Origin of the sequence: Bacteroides sp. 519, from assembly GCF_010500955.1 — a bacterium.
GTDB lineage: Bacteria > Bacteroidota > Bacteroidia > Bacteroidales > Bacteroidaceae > Bacteroides.
Window position 1 is genome coordinate 1 of sequence record NZ_QVMJ01000051.1, and the last position, 20,183, is coordinate 20,183.

Sequence of the window (20,183 nt, forward strand, 5' to 3'; positions counted from 1 at the left end):
AGTACAAAGTATCGCATGAAGCCTTCCTTTGGCGGAGACAAAGATAGAAAAAATATTTAATTTAATTTGGAATTCAACACAGTACCTCTGTGTCTCTGTATTCTAATTATAAATAGGCTAAAACTTTTTAAGCGCCTGAAGCATTGAGTGAGCCCAATAGTTTCTTAATCCAAAACCTCCGGCTTTTCCACCAGTATCAAATGACTCATATACTTCACGTGTTGCTATATTAAAATATACAGCTGTGTAAGTACCCCATTTTTCGGGTTTGTTCAATAGTCTTGCTATTAAAACAAAACCGGTTCCTTCTTCTTCCTCTAATGGCATTGTTTGGATAGCCTGAGCAATTTCTTCTTGTGTTAGTTTATAACTGTCGGATTCAGTGTACAACTCTTGAGGGTCTATTTTACTGTGTAGTTCTCTAACTGCATCGAAACTCTTTTTTATTACATTTTGCTTGAGTATCTTCTCTACATTATACTTTTTAGGTTCGGTAATAAAAAGTGTATTAATATCATCGAAAGCATACCTAAAGAGCATAAACGACTCGCTAGCACCATACACCTTTGCCAATGAATAATTAACACCATAAAAAACAAGATCCGATTTAGTGTAGTTTTGTCCGAATACCGACATACTGATAACTACAAACAGCATTAAGAATAATCTTCTCATAATGTTTAGGGTTAAGTTTATATTTAGTTTATTAACGACCACAAATATAGAAAAAACACCAGAATTAACAATCTATTAATCGTTTATTTGTACATTAGCATTTTAATTTGAAAACGTGTCAATACAACAACTATGTTAATTTTCGGCTTCGTCCTTTTAATGTTGGCTATTCTCACCTTCTTTTTCTATGCTTCATACAGCATTGGATCGGGCGTGTATCTGAAAGCATATTGCCGGAAAAAGACAAGTGAGAAGGTTGTTACCTTGACATTCGATGATGGTCCTGATAGTATCCAAACCCCGAAAGTCCTGGATATTCTGAAAGCCCGAAATATATCAGCCACTTTCTTTTGCATTGGTCATAAACTAACAGGAAACGAAGATATTATAAAACGTATAGAGGCCGAAGGACATACTATTGGTAATCACTCTTACTCACATTCGGGAGTTTTCCCTTTGTATTCATCTGCAAAAATAAAACAAGATTTGCAGCATTGTCAACAGTTACTTTATTCAATAACCGGGAAAGAAACAAAATGGTTTCGTCCGCCTTTCGGGGTAACAAACCCACCGATTGCTAAAGCAGTAAAAGAACTTGGTTATCATACTATCGGGTGGAATATACGTTCGCTCGACACACAGGGTATGGCACACCAGAAAGTACTTGGGCGTATTCGCAAAAGATTATGCCCGGGCTCAATTATTCTGTTGCACGACAGAATGCCCGATAGCGATATCTTACTATTAAAAGTATTGGACTTGCTGGATGAAGAAGGCTACCGGATTGTTGGTCTTAACGAAATAATATAAATGATATATGAAACAATTAATAGTTACTTTATTTCTTTCAACATTTATACTGATGCCAGTAACGGCACAGTTACGGCCATTAGCCAATCAGGACGAGTTTAATAAGCGTTTGGCACAAGAAGCACAAGAATTAAAATCTATTGAAAGTGACTTTACGCAATATAAGTATCTGGATGTATTCGATGAAACTATTACCTCGAAAGGCCAGTTCTTTTATAAGAAAGAGAACAAAATTTGCATGAGTTACAGTAAGCCATTAGATTACCTGATAGTTATCAATAACACCCAACTGAAAATTGTTTCGGATGGAAAGAAAAGCATCATGAATCTGAACACCAACAAAATGATGAATCAGATGCAGGATATGCTCACTGCCTGTATGGTTGGTGATCTGTCTCGTCTTTCGTCCGACTATCAGCTTAGCTATTTCGAAGACAATAATACATTTACTGTGAAAATAAAACCGGTAAATAAGAATATTCAAGCTTATATTGTTGGTATTGAGATACAATTGAATAAAAAAGATATGTCGGTAAATAAGCTTCGCCTATCCGAGACAGAGACAAACTATACCGAATACGTATTTCAGAATAAGAAATTCAATACGCTGACTGATGATAAGATTTTTGAGATACGTTAGTTTGCTATTAGTAACTGTTTCTCTTTTTGCATGTGCCTCCGGTAAAAGCACCAGCAAAGCAGAGTTGCCTGAGATAATAACTACAGGAACAAAAACGCAAAAGTTTAACCTGCAACTGGACTTTGGCAAGAACCATTTCAGTGGGTTGCTTATTGCCCGTAAGATGGAAAACGGAGAAATCAGATTGCTTTTTACCACCCATTTCGGTTTGAGTGTTTTCGACTTTTCGTTACATAAAGATAGCATGGCAGTTAATAATATTGTAGAACCCATGCGCAAAAAGAAAGTCCTTAATCTGCTGGAGAAAGACTTCAGACTGACTTTCCTACCATCATGCAATATGCGTATTAAAGAGAAAAGCACTATCTTTGAAAAACGAACGACTGGCTGGGGGCTACCCAAAGCAGTAATAACCCTTTCAGAGTTTAATGAAAGCGAACCAAACCGGGTGCTTATCAAACATCCGTGGATTAAATTGAAAATACAGTTGGATAAATTATCTATTTAAATATGCTACTAAAAGAATTTTATCAGGTTAATGAAAAGATTACTATTACTGATAATACCTGGAAGATTAGACTAAATCTCAATCCCCAACATCCTATTTATGAGGGACATTTCCCTCAGCAACCTGTATTGCCAGGTGTGGGAACATTACAAATAATCAGGGAAGTAGCCTCCTCTTTATTAAGCATTCCTGTTCAATATACCCAGATATCATCCTGTAAATTCCTTTCGGCCATTGATCCGGGAAAGACTCCCGAATTGGAATTAACACTAACTCTCAAAGAAGAAGGAAACAATCAATGGCAGGTAAAAGCCGATGGTGAAACAAATGGAGAACCGTTTATTAAGCTGAAAGCAACACTTAAAGGGAGAATTAAGAATTAGGAATTAAGAGTTAAGAATTAAGTAGTAAGAATACGATGCCGCATGGATTAATTCTTAATTCCTAATTCTTAATTCTTAATTCCAAATAACACCAGTTAGAATGACAGATAAGGAAGCAGAATATTGGCAAGCACAAACAACACAGCTGAATATTGTTATTGTAATTCCAACATACAATAATGCTGCAACGTTGGAAACTGTTATTTATAAAGTTAGTCGGTATGCCAACAACATAGTGGTAGTTAACGATGGCTCTACCGATGATACAAAGCAGATACTTACAGCATACAGTACCATAAAAGTTATTACTCACCCTACCAATAAAGGTAAAGGTGCTGCACTGAAAACCGGGCTCACTTATGCACGTGAAGAAGGCTACCGCTATGCCATAACCATCGATTCGGATGGGCAGCACTTTGCATCGGATATCCCTTTGTTTATTCAGGAAATAGAAAAAGAGCCGGACTCATTACTTATAGGTGCCCGCAACCTTGAAGCAAATAATATGCCCGGAAAGAATACCTTTGCCAATAAGTTCTCCAATTTCTGGTACCGATTGGAAACCGGAATAAAGTTACAGGATACCCAATCCGGCTACCGGCTTTATCCGTTGCAGAAGATGGGATCAATGAAACGGTATACCGCCCGTTATGAATTCGAACTGGAAGCTATAGTATTGGCAGCATGGAGGGGAATTAATGTTAAAAACATCCTGATTAATGTGTACTATCCACCCGAAGGTGAACGTATTTCCCATTTCCGTCCGTTCAGAGACTTTACACGCATCAGTATTCTGAATACTATCTTGGTATTAGTAGCCTTTTTGTGGATATGGCCCCGGAACTTTTTCAGGAAACTTACATGGAAGAATATAAAGAATTTCTTTCATAAGCATATAACCCATTCGCCCGACTCTAACACGCGACTTACTCTTTCAATAATGCTGGGAGTGTTTATGGGGATAGTCCCGCTATGGGGATACCAGATGCTCATTACCTTGTTCCTGTCGCGCATCTTCAAACTGAATACGGTAATTGCCATACTGGCAGCCAACATCAGCATACCACCTATGATACCCCTATTGCTGTACGGAAGTTATGCTACCGGATGTTTGGTACTGGGGCGTCCGATAGCCATTGACTTTGGTGATGTATCGCTCGAAAACATTAAAACCGTACTTGAACAATACCTTGTAGGAAGTTTCCTGTTTGCTGCATTGAGCAGTATAGTTGCAGGACTAATTTCATGGTGTGCATTCTCCATATTCCGTCGTAAAAACTTCGCCTCATGACAAGCCTTCTGATACACATATACGAGTTTTTCAGATCACACCGGATTACTTTCTACTGTTTCCTGTTTACAAGTGTAGCCATTATTGGATACTTTGCTTTGCAGGTAAAGTTTGAAGAAGATGTTGTAAGCTTTCTGCCTGATACCGAGGATGCACAAAATTCGCGCAAGGTATTCAACAATCTCAAAATAAAAGACAAGATAATTGTAATGTTCAGTGCTGCCGACAGCACACAGGTTCCTGATGCAGAAACCTTTATTCAGGCAGCAACTACCTTCGAAGGGTTGCTGAATACAAATCCCGGGCCCAGTCATATAAAAGATATTTTCTTCCGGGCAGATGAAAACACAATAGGCAGTATAAGCAACTTTGTGTATGATAACCTGCCTCTTTTCCTTACCGATGACGATTACTTGAGGTTCGACTCCCTGTTAACCGAAGAAGCCATTGGGCAAATTATGCAACGTAATTACAAGAATCTGCTTTCGCCGGCGGGCATAGCAATGAAGAATTACATCATGCGCGATCCCCTTAGTCTGGCAGGGAATGCGTTGAAACATCTACAGGATTTCCAGATAGAATCAAACTATGAATTAACCGATGGATATGTTTTCTCCAAAGACGGTAGCACACTGTTTATGTTTATCACACCGGTTTTCGGAACGGGAAGCACAGGAGAAAACGATGCACTTATTACCGGCATTGAAGAAGCAATAACACATATTAATACGGAGAACCAACAAATACAAGGCATGTATTTTGGCGGTCCTTCCGTGGGAGTGTACAATGCCCGGCAGATAAAGAAGGATACTATTGTAACCGGCCTTGTTGCACTGGTTATCATTATTATATTTATTTCGTTGGTATTCAAACGTAAAAGTGCCATACCCCTTATAATTGTTCCGGCTTTGTTTGGTGGGCTCTTTGCCCTTTGCATCATCTATCTTATAAAGGGGAATGTATCTGCCATTGCAGTAGGATCGGGTTCGGTTGTTCTAGGTATAGCATTAAGTTATTCCATACATCTGCTTGCACACCAAAACCATGTTAGTACCGTTCAGCAGCTCATTCGCGAAATAGCCTATCCGCTCACAGTTGGAAGCTTTACAACTATTGGAGCATTCGTTGCCCTGCTTTTCACAAGTTCGGAATTGCTGCGGGATTTTGGTTTGTATGCCTCGCTGGTTTTAGTTGGTACAACTTTGTTTTGCCTTATTTTCCTGCCTCACTTCCTGAAAGGGCAGGCGCATGTAAAGCAGGGAAAAATACTCCGGCTTATCGAAAAGGCCAACTCATACACATTCGAAAAGAATAAATGGCTTATCGGTACGCTTGTGGTTTTAACGGTTGTCTGTCTTTTTACTTCAAAGAATGTAGGTTTCAACGAAGATATGATGGCACTCAATTATGAACCCAAGCATATTAAAGAAGCCGAAAACAAACTGACTGATATATTCGAAAATGGTGAGAAGAATGTTATGTTTGTCAGTGTTGGGAAAGATGCCAACGAAGCAGCTTTACATTATGCCCAAACCAACAGCAAGTTGGATAACTTAAAGGAGAAAGGAGAAATAATTAACTATGCATCGGTACAACGTTTCTTTATTCCGTTGGATGAGCAACAAAAACGCTTGGATAAATGGAATACTTACTGGACTCCCACAAAAACAGAGCGTGTAACTGCACTTATTGAAGCCGAAGCTACCGGATATAAGTTTCGTAAAGGTGCTTTCAGCGCTTTTGCCAACTGGATTTCACAACCTTTCGGAACATTAGATTATCAGTCTCAAACACACCGGGCTACAAACCGTTTGGTAGCCGAGTGGGAAACCTCCACAGACTCACTTACCATGCTTATCACTCAGGTTAGGTTATCAGAGAACAACAAAGAAATTGTGTACAACGCTTTCCAGAACGATACAAATGTAGTAATCTTCGACCGGGCCTACTTTACCAACAAATGGGTGTCGGCAGTGAACGATGACTTTTATCTTATCCTTTACATATCTTCTTTCCTCGTTTTCTTTGCCTTGTTGCTATCCTATGGGCGGATTGAGCTTACACTCATGAGTTTTCTGCCTATGCTTATAAGCTGGATTATTATTATAGGCATTATGGGCATCCTGGGCATACAGTTTAACATCGTTAATATAATTCTGGCTACCTTTATTTTTGGTATAGGCGATGATTTCAGTATCTTTATTATGGATGGTTTACTTAGCAGATACCGTACGGGGCAGAAAGTACTGAACTCTCATAAAACAGCCATCTTCTTTGCCGCCTTTACCATGATAGTAGGTATGGGGGCACTGGTATTTGCCAAGCATCCGGCATTGCAATCAATCTCCATCATTTCTATCCTCGGCATGGTGGCAGTGGTTTTGGTTTCTTTTACCATACAACCCATCATCTTCCATATTTTCATAGCCCGGCCGGCATCAAAAGGATTGCCGCCTTATACACTTATGGGGTTATTAAGGAGTGGTTTGCTTTACCTGCTGTTTCTTGTAGGATGCTTAATACTGCTTGTATTCATACTATTGCTGCAACTTATACCTGTAAAGAAGAAAATCAAGAAGAGAATTATCTGTTATTCCATACATTACTGTTGCCGTGTTTTGCTGGTAATATCTACTTTTGTTAAAAAGGAGATAATAAATCCAACCGGAGAGAATTTCCGTAAACCGGCAATAATAATTGCTAACCATCAGTCGTTTATTGATATATTAATGCTTTTGTCCTTCTCGCCCCGTATTGTGATGATTACTAAGAAGTGGGTTTGGGAATCGCCGGTTTTTGGTGCAATTATAAGGTATGTAGATTTCTATTATGCAGGCGAAGGATACGAACTATCAGTAGAAACACTTAAAAAAAAGGTTGACGATGGCTATTCTATTGTGATATTCCCCGAAGGCACACGCACATTTACCGGAAAGATGAAGCGCTTCCATAAAGGAGCTTTCTACCTGTCGCAGGTTCTGAAACTTGACATATTACCGGTTTTATTCTATGGCAACAACCGGATTATATCCAGAACGCAACCGTTCAACGTGCGCAAGGGAATAATTGCAGCAGAGGTTTTACCGCGTATTCATCCGGATGATACCTGTTATGGAAAAACATATCAGGAACGAACCAAGAGTATATCAGCTTATATGCGTACAGAGTACGATGCTCTTTGCCACAAATTGGATAATACCGATAATCCGTATTATTACGAAACTCTTATCCGCAATTACATTTATAAAGGCCCGGTAGAAGAATGGTACATGCGTATCAAGGTACGGATGGAAAAGAATTACCGTCTCTTTAACGAAATAATCCCCCGGCAGGGGCAAATAACCGATATTGGTTGCGGTTTTGGTGCACTATGCTACATGCTTGGTATGTTATCCGACAACCGGAAGCTATTGGGTATTGACTATGATGACGACAAGATAGCTGTTGCCGACCATGCCTGGCTGAAACAAAACATACAGGCTGAATTTATTTGTGCCGATGCACTTTCGTGCGAACTACCGCCGAGCGATGTATTTATATTAAATGATATGTTGCATTATATGAGTTATGATAAACAACATGCTCTGTTAACCCGCTGTGCCGGAAAACTCTTACCAGGCGGAATGATTATTGTACGAGACGGCAATACATCTGATAAAGAAAAGCATAAACTAACCCGTTTTACCGAGTTGATGTCTACCCGGATTATCCGTTTCAATAAAACAACCGAAAAGCTATGCTTTACTTCCGATAGTCAGATAAGGGAGATTGCTGTTGAATGTGGTATGGAGCTGGAGGCTGTAAGGAATGATAAGTTTACATCGAATACGATTTATTTATTGAGAAAGCTTGTAGCCCATGAGTAAACACGACATAATCATAGCAGGAAGCGGCCTTGGCGGTCTGGAATGTGCCGCTATCTTAAGCAAAGAAGGCTACAATGTATGTGTACTGGAAAAAAATCAGCTTTTTGGCGGATGCTTCCAAACTTACAAGCGCAACGGCCGTTTGTTGGATACAGGCATACACTATATCGGGAGTATGGACGAAGGACAAGTTTTAAACCAGTACTTCCGCTATTTTGGTATTATGGATAAACTCAACATCCGTAAACTCGATGCTGATGGCTTCGACCGTATCTGCTTTAAAGATAATGTGTACAATTACGCTAATGGCCACAGCAATTTTGTAGAGACACTTGTCCGTCAATTTCCTGATGAAAGAGAGGCGTTAAACAGGTATGTAAGTATGCTTAAAGATGTTGGAAAGCTTATAAGCATTGAAAATCTGAAAAAAGGAATTATTGCCCAACAGGGTATGCAGTATTTTGGTATGTCGGCAGCCGGATACATTTCCAACATTACCCCCAATCCGGAATTGCAAAAGATACTTGCAGCTACTTCACTGCTCTATGGTGGAGTGAAAGATGTTTCTACCTTCTATCATCACGGGATGATAAACAATTCGTATATTGAAGGAGCATGGCGTTTCCTGAATGGCAGTATGCAAGTAAGCACAGAACTGATTAAAGTTATCCGTGCCAACGGTGGAACCGTATTAAATAATCACGAAGTAACCCGTATTATTGTAGAAAACGAAACAGTGAAGGGAGTTGAAGTTAACAACAACGAAGTTTTTGAAAGTAAATACGTTATCTCTAACATACATCCTAAACGAACGTTTGAACTAACAGATAAATCGCGCAGTATTAAGAACGCTTATCTGTCTCGTATCAATTCGCTTGAAAACACATACGGCATATTTACTGTATATCTGATAATGAAAAAAAATACTTGCCCTTATATAAACAGGAACATCTACATCCACAACGATAACGAAGTATGGTACGATAAGCAACTGCATGGTGGTAAAACTACCTGTTGCATGATATCGATGCAGAACACCGATCCTAACAGTAAACATGCCGAAGTGATAAGTATCCTTACCCCCATGTATATGGATGAAGTGCTTCGATGGCAGGATACCCGGATCGAAAAACGAGGAGATGATTATATTGAATTCAAAGAGAAGAAAACAAAAGAAGTATTAACTTTGATACGTAAATATGGTTTTGACTTCGACCGGCATATTGAAGCAATTTATACAACCAGCCCATTAAGCTACCGCGATTATACTGCTACAGCAAATGGGTCGGCTTATGGAATAATAAAAGACTACCGCCGTCCGCAGGTAGGTTTTATCTCAGTACGAACCAAACTGGAAAACCTTCTGCTTACCGGGCAGAACCTGAATGTACATGGAGCTTTGGGAGTAACACTAACCGCTATGATAACTTGTTCCGAACTGCTGGGAGAAGAATATCTGGCAAAAAAGATAGGAAATGCGTAAAACACTTTTAAAGATAGTAAAATACACAGTAATTACTTTTGCTGCATTTATTATTGTGGTTGCATTGTGTGTATGGTACCTTTACGGCACGGCCGATATGATGACTCCTACGCACGAGCCGGAAAACAAATACCTGCTGACAAACAATGATACTTGCCGTACATACGGGCCCAACATGTTGCGCAAAGCAAATAGCGGTTTGTGGGAATTACATGTAGAAGGTAATGCCTTTGAGCGGGGCGAAGCCATAGGAAAACTCTCTAAAGACCTGCTTTATTATCAAGAGAATGTATTTGTTAATCAGATAAAAGAGATTATTCCTTCGGATAATTACCTGAAATTCCTACGTTTTTTTATCGTTTTATTTAACCGTAATCTGGGTAAGAATGTTCCCAAAGAGTACAGGGATGAGATTTACGGAATCTCCTTATCGTGCACCCACCAGTACGATTTTATTGGTACGCCTTACGAAAGACAGTTGAATTATCATGCCGCACACGATCTTGGACATGCCATGCAAGACTATATGTTGGTAGGTTGCAGTTCGTTCGCTGCATGGGGCGAACATACAACAGACTCTACTTTACTTATCGGCCGTAACTTCGACTTCTATGTGGGCGATGACTTTGCCCGCAACAAACAAATAGCCTTTTACCGTCCGGCAACCGGATACAAGTTTGCTTCCGTAGGATGGCCGGGAATGACAGGTGTACTTTCGGGAATGAACGAACATGGCCTTACTGTTACCATCAATGCGGCTAAATCGGCCATGCCTACATCATCGGCCACACCTATATCTGTGCTTACAAGAGAAATCCTGCAATATGCTTCTACCATTGAAGAGGCTTACCAAATAGCACAAAATAGAAAAACATTTGTAGCCGAGTCTATTCTGGTAGGTTCTGCCAAGGACGGAAAGGCTGCAATTATAGAGAAATCGCCCGATAAAATAGCTCTCTATACGGCCGGCAAAGAGAAACAACTGATCTGTACCAACCATTATCAATCCGAAGAGTTTCAGGCAGATAAACGAAACATCGAAAACATCGAAACATCAGACAGTCCGTATCGTTATGTTCGACTGGGAGAATTACTGGCCGAAAACACTCCGTTAACTCCGGTTAAAGCTGCATCTATCCTACGCAACCATAAAGGATTAAACAATGCTGATCTGGGATTGGCTAACGAAATGGCTATCAATCAATTCATAGCCCATCATTCTGTAATCTTTAAACCCGAAAAACGGTTGATGTGGGTGTCAACCTCTCCTTGGCAAAGTGGTAAGTTTGTCTGTTATGATCTTGACCGTATTTTTGGCAATTCTATCAACTTTACCAGCGAGACAGAAAGTTTGGCATATACCATTCCGGAAGATTCGTTTATCTATCAACCGGAGTTTAAACAGTTGCTTCAATACAAAGAGTTAACTCCATTAATACGGAAACATACCCAGAATAAAGAGGCTGTAAACGATAGCATATTAAATATATATCGGGAAACCAACCCCAATATGTTTTATACTTACGAGGTTCTGGGAGATTATTATATGTCGCAAAACAATAAAAGTGAAGCACAAAAATGCTGGAAGAAGGCTCTAACACTACCAATCCCTAAGCAAGGGGAAACAGATAGGATAAGGAAGAAGCTGGAAAACTAGTTTGTTTTGTTTCTCAACCCAATAGCTTTGATTTAAAAATCCAGTTCATTTTGTTTAGGAACACCCGGGTGTACAATGCGTGTACACCCGGGTGTATGCTATGTGTACATCCGGGTGTACTGTACTTGTACATCCGGGTGTACAAGCAGTGAACACCCGGGTGTTTAAAGGTCAATGCTACTTGTAAAAGTAAAGAAAGACATAAGGACAAGCAAGGAAAACAATAAGAATAGTGTAAGTTTAAGAGTTTCCAATCAGATATTTTCCAATATTCCTTTTATCCTTCTCAAACTCCACACCAACTTTTACTAGTTTCCGCTCATCGGCAATATAAGGAATAAGATAACCTTTATCATCTATCTGCTGTAATGCTTCTTCGGCTGTGCCATTGAGTTTGAACTCAAAAACATAAATCTGATCTTTGGTATGTACCACAGCATCTGCCCGACCCGTTGCCGAATGTACTTCGGCTTGTACAAACTGTCCCATCAGTTTAAATACCAAATAGAAGATAACCTGATAATGACGTTCGGTTTCATCATTCAGTTCATAGGGAATATCAGCAAAAAAGGCTTTCAGACGTTTCAGAAAAGAGGGAACATCACCACTTTCTAATTCACGAACAAAATGACCTATATAAAATGCCTGTTCATTGGCATTTACATGAGTATAAAAAGGAACAAGAAATTGTAGGAAAGCATATTTTACTTCTTCATTAGGAAAACACAACGTATAAAGATTGAAACGCCTGTCATAGCTTTTAATTGTAAGATAACCACTCTGATAAAGTACAGGTATAGGATTATTGGCTTCAACTCTATATTCGGTAAAAGCTATTGGGCTGGTTTCAACACCATCAATTAATATACGCAAATCATAATCGCTTTCTTTCAGTAAATCAACTAAAAAAGTTGGGGTTCCGGTTTGGAACCAGAAGTTATCCAATACCAGGTATTTCAATGCACTTAACACACTGAAGGGGTTAAATAGGCCAGGTGTATTTTCGCGAAAGTGATAACCATCGTATTGAGCAGCCATTTTCTTAACGGTTTCTTCGAAAGTATAACCATTAAACTCGCTTACCTTTTTCAACTCTGGCGTAAATACCTTTACCAATTCTTCCTCTGTTATGCCGCAAATGGTGGCATAAGCAGGCACCATACTAATATCGCTTAGTTGATTAAGGTCGCTGAATATACTTACATGAGAGAACTTTGTAACACCAGTCAGAAATACGAAACGTAAGTAACGGTCGGCACTTTTCAGTACACCATAAAAGCCTTTCAGAATGTTTCTGTATTCTTCCAGCAAAGGTTCGTTAAGTAGGTTCTGCAACAAGGGTTTATCGTATTCATCAATCAGAACAACGACCTGCACACCTGTTTGTTCACTGGCACGACGGATGATACCGGCAAAACGATCAGAAGGCGTTTTTTCCCATTCTGCACTACCCCACATCTCTTCCCACAAGTTTAAATGCCTATTTAAAATGCCAATTAAACGTTCTGCACTATCAAACTTCTCTGCATTAAGATCCAGATGCAGTACAGGATATTGTTTCCACTCTGTTTCCAAATCTGCTAGTGCCAATCCTTCGAATAAATCTTTTCGACCAAGGAAGTAAGATTCTAATGTGCTGATGAGTAAGCTTTTGCCAAACCGACGCGGACGACTCAGAAAATAAGTTTTCCCAGTATTGGCTACTTGCCAAACCAAATCAGTTTTATCGACATACATATAATTTCCATTACGGATGTCCTCAAAAGTTTGTATTCCAATGGGGAGATTGCGAACTGTACTCATGGTTTGATATTTTTATTTCAATATTCAGGTCTATAATAACAAGTTATCTGCAAACTTAGATAAAAATCTTCGATTTATATACCAATTGAATTCATTTATAGAGGGAATATTCCTCAATCCACATGATTTACTTCTTTAATAGATGAACCACGAACCGAAAGTATGCAAGGAACCACCACTTGATTCACTTTACCAACTCCCCCGAGTTGTTCAAGCAAAAGCGTACAAGCTGTTTCTCCCATCTTATAAGTTTGATGTGTTACAGCAGTTAATGGTGGGTCTACATAATTAGCATGTAATTCATCTGTATATCCTATCAAAGCAACATCGGCAGGAATGGTTAGTCCTGCTTCTTTTATGGCTTTCATTGCTCCAAAAGCAAGGCTATCTGTCATTGCCAATATAGCATCGGGTGGATTGGCTAAAGAGAGTAGATAGCGAGCACCTTCGTACCCGGCTTCGTAACCTATTCTTTTACAGAACACCAATTCTCTTTCAATTGGGATTTTTCTTTCGCGCAATGCCTGTAAATAACCATGTTTGCGTAGTTTCACTATTTCCAGATGATTGGCTCCGCCAATAAAAGCTACACGTTTTGATCCTGTTGATAGAAAATGCTCGGTAGCTTCCTGTGACGATTCTACATTGTTGGTTATTACAGAAGAAAACTTATCGGTAAGGCATATCCGGTCGAAGAAAACCATCGGCACATTTTGCTCGGCCAAAGTTTCAAAATGAGTATAATCTGCAGTATCCTGAGACAGGCAGGCAATAATCCCTTCTACGCGAATATTAATCAGGTCCTCCAAGCATTTCTTTTCCTTTTCAAACTGTTCGTACGATGATGTGATGATGGTTGAATAACCGTTTTCATGAGCTTTATCATTGATTCCGCTGATGATGGATGAATAGTAATGTGTAACAATATCCGGCACAATGATACCAATAATACGGGGAGAGTTTTTCAGTAGACTCATGGCAAAAGGGTTTGGACGGTAATTCCGTTCTTTAGCCAGAGCTTTTATTTTTTCGCGCATCTCTTTACCTATTTCCGGACTATTCTTCAATGCCCGCGAAACGGTTGAGATAGATACACCCAGCTCTATTGCAAGTTCTTTTAATGATACAGGCTTTTTCTTGTCCATGGGTGTAAAGATACTAAAAAGCACTGTTACGCAAACCTTTGCGCTTACTTTTCTCTCCTACCATTATCTGATATAATGCAAAACAGATACTTTTGAAACATCAATCTATAATGCAAACAATTATGGAATACCGGGAAATAGGAAAAACAGGAATGAAAGTTTCCAATCTTAGTTTTGGAGCCTCTTCGCTTGGAGGTGTCTTTCATTTGGCAAAAGAAGAAGAGGGTATTAAAGCCGTACATACAGCTGTTGATAATGGTATCAATTTTATTGATGTATCACCATATTACGGACACTTAAAGGCAGAAATAGTGCTGGGAAAAGCCCTGAAAGATATTGAAAGAAGCAGATATTACCTCTCTACCAAAGTAGGCCGTTATGGAAAAGATGGCATCAATACCTGGGACTATTCGGCTCTCCGAGCTACCGAAAGTGTTTCCGAAAGCATGGAACGGTTACACGTGGATTATATCGACTTAATTAATATACATGATATTGAGTTTGCCAATCTGGAACAGATTTGCAACGAAACACTGCCTGCATTGGTAGAACTACGTAACAAAGGCATTGTAAAGCATGTAGGAATAACCAACCTCACACTACGCCACCTGAAATATGTAATAGACCATGTACCCGAAGGCACTGTAGAAAGCATTTTATCCTTTTGCCATTATTGCCTCAATGACGATGCATTGGTAGATTATCTGGATTATTTCGAAGAAAAAGAGATTGGTGTAATCAATGCTTCTCCATTTTCAATGGGATTACTCACCGAACGGGGTGCACCCGATTGGCATCCTGCTCCCAAGCCACTACAGGAGTTATGCCGGAAAGCAGCAAAACACTGTAAAGACCAAGGCAAATCAATTGAGCAACTAGCTGTAAAGTATGCCGTATCTAATCCGCGTATTGCAACAACCTTGTTTAGTACAACCCGACCGGAAGCTGTTTTGCAGAACATACAATGGGCCAACGAGGCATTGGATGAGGAATTGCTTAAAGAAGTCAGGAATATATTGGAACCCCGTTTCAGGGATACATGGTTAAACAGTTAATTACACGAAAAGCATATCATGAAACATTGTATTTACTTTCTGCTACTCACTTTCTTATTGATTAATATATCGTTATCTGCACAGGTAACGGAACGCGAACGTCCTCAAGAGTGGGATCAGTTGGTACATGGTGCCCGCTTTATGGACCGCTTCCTGCCAATGGAAGGCAAAGAACTATCGTCGGATACCTGGGGTGTACAAGATGTTGTACCCCGTTATATAGATAATGGTATTGAAGACCGTATCTGGTCGTACTGGGGTGGAAATATTAAGAAAGGCGATGATGGATTGTTCCACATGTTTGTATGTGGCTGGTTGGAAGCATCGCCCAAAGGGCATGGTGAATGGCCTAACTCGTATGTATTCAACACTGTAAGCGATAACCTGACAGGGCCATTCAAACCCCGTAATATTATAGGTAAAGGACATAATCCGGAGATTTACCGGTTGAAGGATGGAAGATATGTATTGTATGTTATTGGCGGACGTTATGTTACCAATGATATAAATGGAAACTGGGAGTACGGAAAGTTCGATTTCAATGCGCGCGACCGCCATATTATTGAAGGGTTATCCAACTTGTCGTTTGCTCAGCGTGAAGACGGTTCGTATGTAATGGTTTGCCGTGGCGGTGGAATTTGGATTAGTCAGGATGGACTTACAGAATACAGTCAGTTAACTGATAAGCGCGTTTACCCTCCTGTAGAGGGTCGGTTCGAAGACCCTGTAATCTGGCGCGATCATGTTCAATACCACATGATAGTAAACGATTGGCTGGGCCGCATTGCCTTTTACCTTCGATCTAAGGATGGTGTAAGTTGGGTGGTAGACCCGGGAGAGGCTTATATGCCGGGAATTGCTGTACACAAAGATGGACGGGTAGAAGATTGGTTTAAGTTTGAGCGTATTAAGATGTATCAGGATGAATACGGAAGAGCAATTCAGGCTAACTTTGCTGTTATTGATACATTGAAACCTTTGGATAAACCATTCGACAACCATAGTTCGAAAAATATTGGTATTCCGTTGAATCCGGGATTATTACTGACTGTGCTTAATGAAAAGCCAATTACTTCCAAAACAAAAACAATCCGTATAAAGATAAAAGCTGAAAAAGGCTTCAACCCGCAAACCGATATAGAGATAAACTCTTTGCGTTTCGGTGCTTCGGAAGAAGTGAATTATGGTCGGAGATGTAAAGTGCTGAAAACGGAGAACAATGGCAGCGACCTTGTTGTAACTTTCGATGGTAAGGGAAATGGCATTACTGAAAATGAATTTGCTCCTAAGCTGATTGGTAAATACAAGAACGGTAAAATGCTTTACGGCTATGCGCGTTTGCCTTATATTACTTATATAGAGCCTATTCTTTCTGCCCGTGCCCCTATTTTTACAGAATCGGCCAAAGGGTTAAGTTGTAGTATCGAAGTGCAAAACTTTGGGCAGGTTATTTCCAAGAAAGCTTCTTTAAAAATAGCATATAAAAAAGACGGAAAGTTTGTAACTATTGCTTCGGGCGCAGTTCCGGAATTGAATCCGTACGAAAAAACAGAGTTGCAACTTGTTGCCAAAGATAGCTTTGAAAAAGGGCAAGAGTATGAGTTTATGGTGACGATCTATTCTGGAAAAAAAGTTTTATCAACGTTTAGTTTTTGAGTTCGGAGAATATACATCGGTTGGCTTCTATTTGGCAAAATAAATTTGGTAATTCAAAACTATTTGTACTTTTGCATAAAATGATAAGTATGAGTAAGATAACTAAAGAACAATATGAATTTGCACTGGCAAGAATAGAGGAGCTCTTGCCCATTGTTGATGATGCTACTCCTGCGAATGATAAAAATGCAGTAGAACTTACTGTTATGTCTGACATTGTTATATCCTACGAAAAAGAACACTACCCCATAGAAAAGCCTACTGTTTCTGAATTGATTGAGTTCTCTTTGGAAGAAAAAGGGATGACACAAAAACAACTTGCAGGAGAGATTGGTGTGAGTCCTTCTCGTGTTAATGATTATATTTCAGGTCGTTCAGAACCCACATTAAAGGTAGCAAGATTGCTTTGTAAAGTATTAAATATACCTCCTGCAGCAATGCTTGGTTTTTGAATATTCTACGCAGATTGAGTTTTGAGTAATGAGTTAACCATGCGGCATCGTAAACTCATTACTCACTACTCAAAACTTACCACTCCCTATCTCCACTTCTTCACCCCTTTAGCATCCGCCTGCGACGCTTCCATAATACTCATTGCAAAACCACCACTACGAGCCAGTTTTACTGATATCTTATTTTTAGAAGTTACAAGTCCCTTTTTAATCTGGTAAGATGTAGGATTGTTTACATAGTCAGCATTATTACCATCGGCATACAATGTGAGTACATACTGTTTTCCCGGATCAAGGAAATCAAGATTCACTACCGAAGTTCGTACATTTTCATCGGTAATACCACCAACAAACCAGTTGTTGCTACCCTTTTCTTTACGGGCAATAGTTATATAATCACCCGGTTCAGCCTCCAGATACTTTGTTTCGTCCCAATCAATAGCCACATCCTTGATAAACTGAAATGCATCCATATACTTCTCATAATTCTCGGGGAGATCAGCAGCCATTTGCAAAGGGCTGTACATGGTAACAAACAAAGCCAACTGTTTAGCCAGAGTGGTATGAACAAAGCTGTGTTCGCCTTCACCCAGGAATGATAATTTAGTATCGAAGATACCTGGAGTATAGTCCATTGGTCCACCCAGCAACCGGTTGAATGGTAACAATGTGGTGTGGAAAGGTTTGCTGCCACCAAATGCTTCGTACTCTGTTCCGCGGGCCGATTCATTTCCAATCAGGTTAGGATAGGTACGGCAAAGCCCGGTTGGACGAGTAGCCTCGTGTGCATTGACCATAATTTTATAATCAGCTGCTTTGGTTACAGCATACAGGTAATGGTTGTTCATCCATTGGCCGTAGTGATGTTCACCACGTGGAATCATATCACCAACATAACCACTTTTAACCGAATTGTAACCATATTTATTCATTAACTGATAAGCAGCATCCATATGGCGTTCGTAGTTGCGAACCGAAGAAGAAGTTTCGTGATGCATCATCAGTTTTACACCCTTGCTTGCTGCATAATCGTTCAAAGCTTTGATATCGAAATCGGGATAAGGAGTAAGGAAGTCGAATACATAATCTTTAGATTTACCAAACCAGTCTTCCCAACCTTCGTTCCATCCTTCAACCAAAACCTGATCGAAACCATGTTCGGCTGCAAAATCAATGTATCTTCTTACTTTCTGATTGTTAGCAGAGTGTTTACCATTAGGTTTCACCTTTGAATAATCGGTTTCGCCTAGTTTTACCGATAGTAGATCATCGGTATACGCCCATGAGCCGTATCCGGTAATCATTTCCCACCACACACCGATATATTTTACGGGTTTAATCCACGAAGTATCTTCAATCTTACAAGGTTCATTCAGGTTCAAGGTGATTCTTGAAGCCAGTATATCGCGTGCATCATCACTCACTATTACTGTACGCCAAGGCGAGTTGCAAGGAGTTTGCATATATCCCTTGTTACCCTTTGCATCGGGAGTAAGCCAGGAGGTAAATACCAGGTTTTTATCATCCAGATCCAGATGCATACAAGCGTAATCAACCAATGCTGCTTCATGAAGATTTATATAAAGTCCGTCATCACTTTTCATCATCAGGGATGTTTGTACTCCTGTGGGCGAGAATGTGGTTTGCGATGAGTTCGGTGTAACTGCACCCTCCATCAAACCACGTATTTCGGTTAATTTAGATTCGGTGAAATCGTATTCTTGTGTATCATAATCGCCCGGCAGCCAGAAAGCTGTATGATTGCCGGCCATGGCAAACTGAGTTTTTTCTTCCTGAATCACAAAATAAGTCAGATTCTTTTGTTCGGGGAACTCATAGCGGAAGCCCAATCCATCGTTAAACAAACGGAAACGCACAATTAGCTGTCTGTTCAATGATTTCTGATTCAGGGTAACAGCCAGTTCGTTATAATGGTTGCGAATTTCTTTTTCTTCGCCCCATACCGGCTGCCATGGTTCATTAAAAGTAGTGGTTTGGGTATCGGTTAGTTCAAAACCGGTCATTAAATCAGAGCCCTTTTGTCTGGCAGATTCCGTTCCCCAGTTGGTAACCATTTCTTCGCTGGTATCTTCATTCAGTTCAAAACCTAGTTTTGAGGGTTTAATAACTGCTTTGTTTTTATAAGCAAGTTCGTAAACGGGCTCGCCTGCCGAGGTTACCGAAAACTTCAACTGCAATAAACCGTTTGGTGATGCCAATTCCTGAGCAACTGCTGCTCCACCTATAAGGAGGGAAAGAAACAAGCAAGATAATTTCTTAATGTTCTTCATGTTGAGTTTAAATTAAATTACAACAACAAAGATAAGTACCTTGTTCATAAGGATATACTAGGCAGATTGAAAATGAATGGATTTTCCATGAAAACGATTGCATTGATACCCTATTCTTTTCTAACCACAGAGTACGCAGAGTTTAAGACTCAATGCTGCATAGAAACTTTGTGGTAAATTCATTTATCCTGCATTATTCATACTTTATCAATTTGGTTCAAATCAGATAGGAATTGAAATAAAACACGGAGACACAGAAACACGGAGCTTTTCCTTGTGCTGAACACGGAGGCTTCGCTTTTGTCGTACAATAGGCCAACGGCCTAATAGCCTCTAGCGTAGGCCAACGGCCTACGATGAAGAATACCACATGGAATGCGAGGCTGTAAGCCTCGGAGCTTGCATACAAATACGCTTCGAGGCCTACAGCCTCGCATTTTCATGTAACATCATTGCGTAGGCCGTTGA

General features: G+C 39.9%; 15 protein-coding genes. 11 read left to right on the plus strand and 4 right to left on the minus strand.

What is annotated here, in order from left to right; all coding sequences use genetic code 11:
- Nucleotides 1-117: 117 nt before the first annotated feature.
- Entirely contained in the window at nucleotides 118-675 is a 558-nt protein-coding gene (locus D0T85_RS21465) for a hypothetical protein (protein WP_163215572.1), read from the minus strand.
- A gap of 132 nt (nucleotides 676-807) precedes the next feature.
- On the opposite strand from D0T85_RS21465, the gene D0T85_RS21470 reads away from it, so the two are divergent.
- The 8 genes from D0T85_RS21470 to D0T85_RS21505 all read left to right on the plus strand — a co-directional run bounded on the left by D0T85_RS21470 (nucleotide 808) and on the right by D0T85_RS21505 (nucleotide 11,313).
- Nucleotides 808-1,485 (plus strand): polysaccharide deacetylase family protein, encoded by a 678-nt coding sequence (locus D0T85_RS21470; protein WP_163215573.1) that lies wholly within the window; start codon nucleotides 808-810, stop codon nucleotides 1,483-1,485.
- A 7-nt stretch (nucleotides 1,486-1,492) separates the two neighbouring features.
- Nucleotides 1,493-2,125 (plus strand): outer membrane lipoprotein carrier protein LolA, encoded by a 633-nt coding sequence (locus tag D0T85_RS21475; protein ID WP_163215574.1) that lies wholly within the window; start codon nucleotides 1,493-1,495, stop codon nucleotides 2,123-2,125.
- Entirely contained in the window at nucleotides 2,100-2,633 is a 534-nt protein-coding gene (locus tag D0T85_RS21480; protein ID WP_163215575.1) for a hypothetical protein, read from the plus strand. The genes D0T85_RS21475 and D0T85_RS21480 overlap by 26 nt, the downstream gene beginning before the upstream one ends.
- A gap of 2 nt (nucleotides 2,634-2,635) precedes the next feature.
- Nucleotides 2,636-3,016: a hydroxymyristoyl-ACP dehydratase gene (locus D0T85_RS21485; protein WP_163215576.1), complete on the plus strand. Its 381-nt coding sequence runs from the start codon at nucleotides 2,636-2,638 to the stop codon at nucleotides 3,014-3,016.
- 100 nt (nucleotides 3,017-3,116) lie between these two features.
- Nucleotides 3,117-4,307, plus strand: a complete 1,191-nt coding sequence (locus D0T85_RS21490) for a DUF2062 domain-containing protein (protein WP_163215577.1) — start codon at nucleotides 3,117-3,119, stop codon at nucleotides 4,305-4,307.
- Nucleotides 4,304-8,173 (plus strand): 1-acyl-sn-glycerol-3-phosphate acyltransferase, encoded by a 3,870-nt coding sequence (locus D0T85_RS21495; RefSeq protein ID WP_163215578.1) that lies wholly within the window; start codon nucleotides 4,304-4,306, stop codon nucleotides 8,171-8,173. Before D0T85_RS21490 ends, D0T85_RS21495 begins: the two co-directional genes overlap by 4 nt.
- Nucleotides 8,166-9,656, plus strand: coding sequence for an NAD(P)/FAD-dependent oxidoreductase (locus D0T85_RS21500; RefSeq protein ID WP_163215579.1), 1,491 nt, complete (start codon nucleotides 8,166-8,168; stop codon nucleotides 9,654-9,656). The genes D0T85_RS21495 and D0T85_RS21500 overlap by 8 nt, the downstream gene beginning before the upstream one ends.
- On the plus strand, nucleotides 9,649-11,313 hold the full coding sequence (locus D0T85_RS21505; RefSeq protein ID WP_163215580.1) for a C45 family peptidase: 1,665 nt from the start codon (nucleotides 9,649-9,651) through the stop codon (nucleotides 11,311-11,313). Before D0T85_RS21500 ends, D0T85_RS21505 begins: the two co-directional genes overlap by 8 nt.
- Before the next feature lie 240 nt (nucleotides 11,314-11,553).
- Here the strand turns inward: D0T85_RS21505 and D0T85_RS21510 are convergent, their stop codons facing one another.
- Together D0T85_RS21510 and D0T85_RS21515 are read right to left on the minus strand one after the other, a co-directional pair.
- Entirely contained in the window at nucleotides 11,554-13,116 is a 1,563-nt protein-coding gene (locus tag D0T85_RS21510; RefSeq protein WP_163215581.1) for an ATP-binding protein, read from the minus strand.
- A gap of 113 nt (nucleotides 13,117-13,229) precedes the next feature.
- Entirely contained in the window at nucleotides 13,230-14,261 is a 1,032-nt protein-coding gene (locus tag D0T85_RS21515) for a LacI family DNA-binding transcriptional regulator (protein WP_163215582.1), read from the minus strand.
- 122 nt (nucleotides 14,262-14,383) lie between these two features.
- Here D0T85_RS21515 and D0T85_RS21520 point away from each other — a divergent pair, with 122 nt between their 5' ends.
- The 3 genes from D0T85_RS21520 (at nucleotide 14,384) to D0T85_RS21530 (ending at nucleotide 17,424) form a co-directional block, all read left to right on the plus strand.
- Entirely contained in the window at nucleotides 14,384-15,316 is a 933-nt protein-coding gene (locus D0T85_RS21520) for an aldo/keto reductase (protein ID WP_163215594.1), read from the plus strand.
- A gap of 18 nt (nucleotides 15,317-15,334) precedes the next feature.
- Nucleotides 15,335-16,972, plus strand: coding sequence for a glycoside hydrolase family protein (locus D0T85_RS21525; RefSeq protein WP_163215583.1), 1,638 nt, complete (start codon nucleotides 15,335-15,337; stop codon nucleotides 16,970-16,972).
- 89 nt (nucleotides 16,973-17,061) lie between these two features.
- Entirely contained in the window at nucleotides 17,062-17,424 is a 363-nt protein-coding gene (locus D0T85_RS21530; protein ID WP_163215584.1) for a type II toxin-antitoxin system HigA family antitoxin, read from the plus strand.
- Between the two features lie 86 nt (nucleotides 17,425-17,510).
- Here D0T85_RS21530 and D0T85_RS21535 read toward each other — a convergent pair whose 3' ends face one another.
- On the minus strand, nucleotides 17,511-19,715 hold the full coding sequence (locus tag D0T85_RS21535) for a glycoside hydrolase family 97 protein (protein ID WP_163215585.1): 2,205 nt from the start codon (nucleotides 19,713-19,715) through the stop codon (nucleotides 17,511-17,513).
- Nucleotides 19,716-20,183 lie beyond the last annotated feature (468 nt).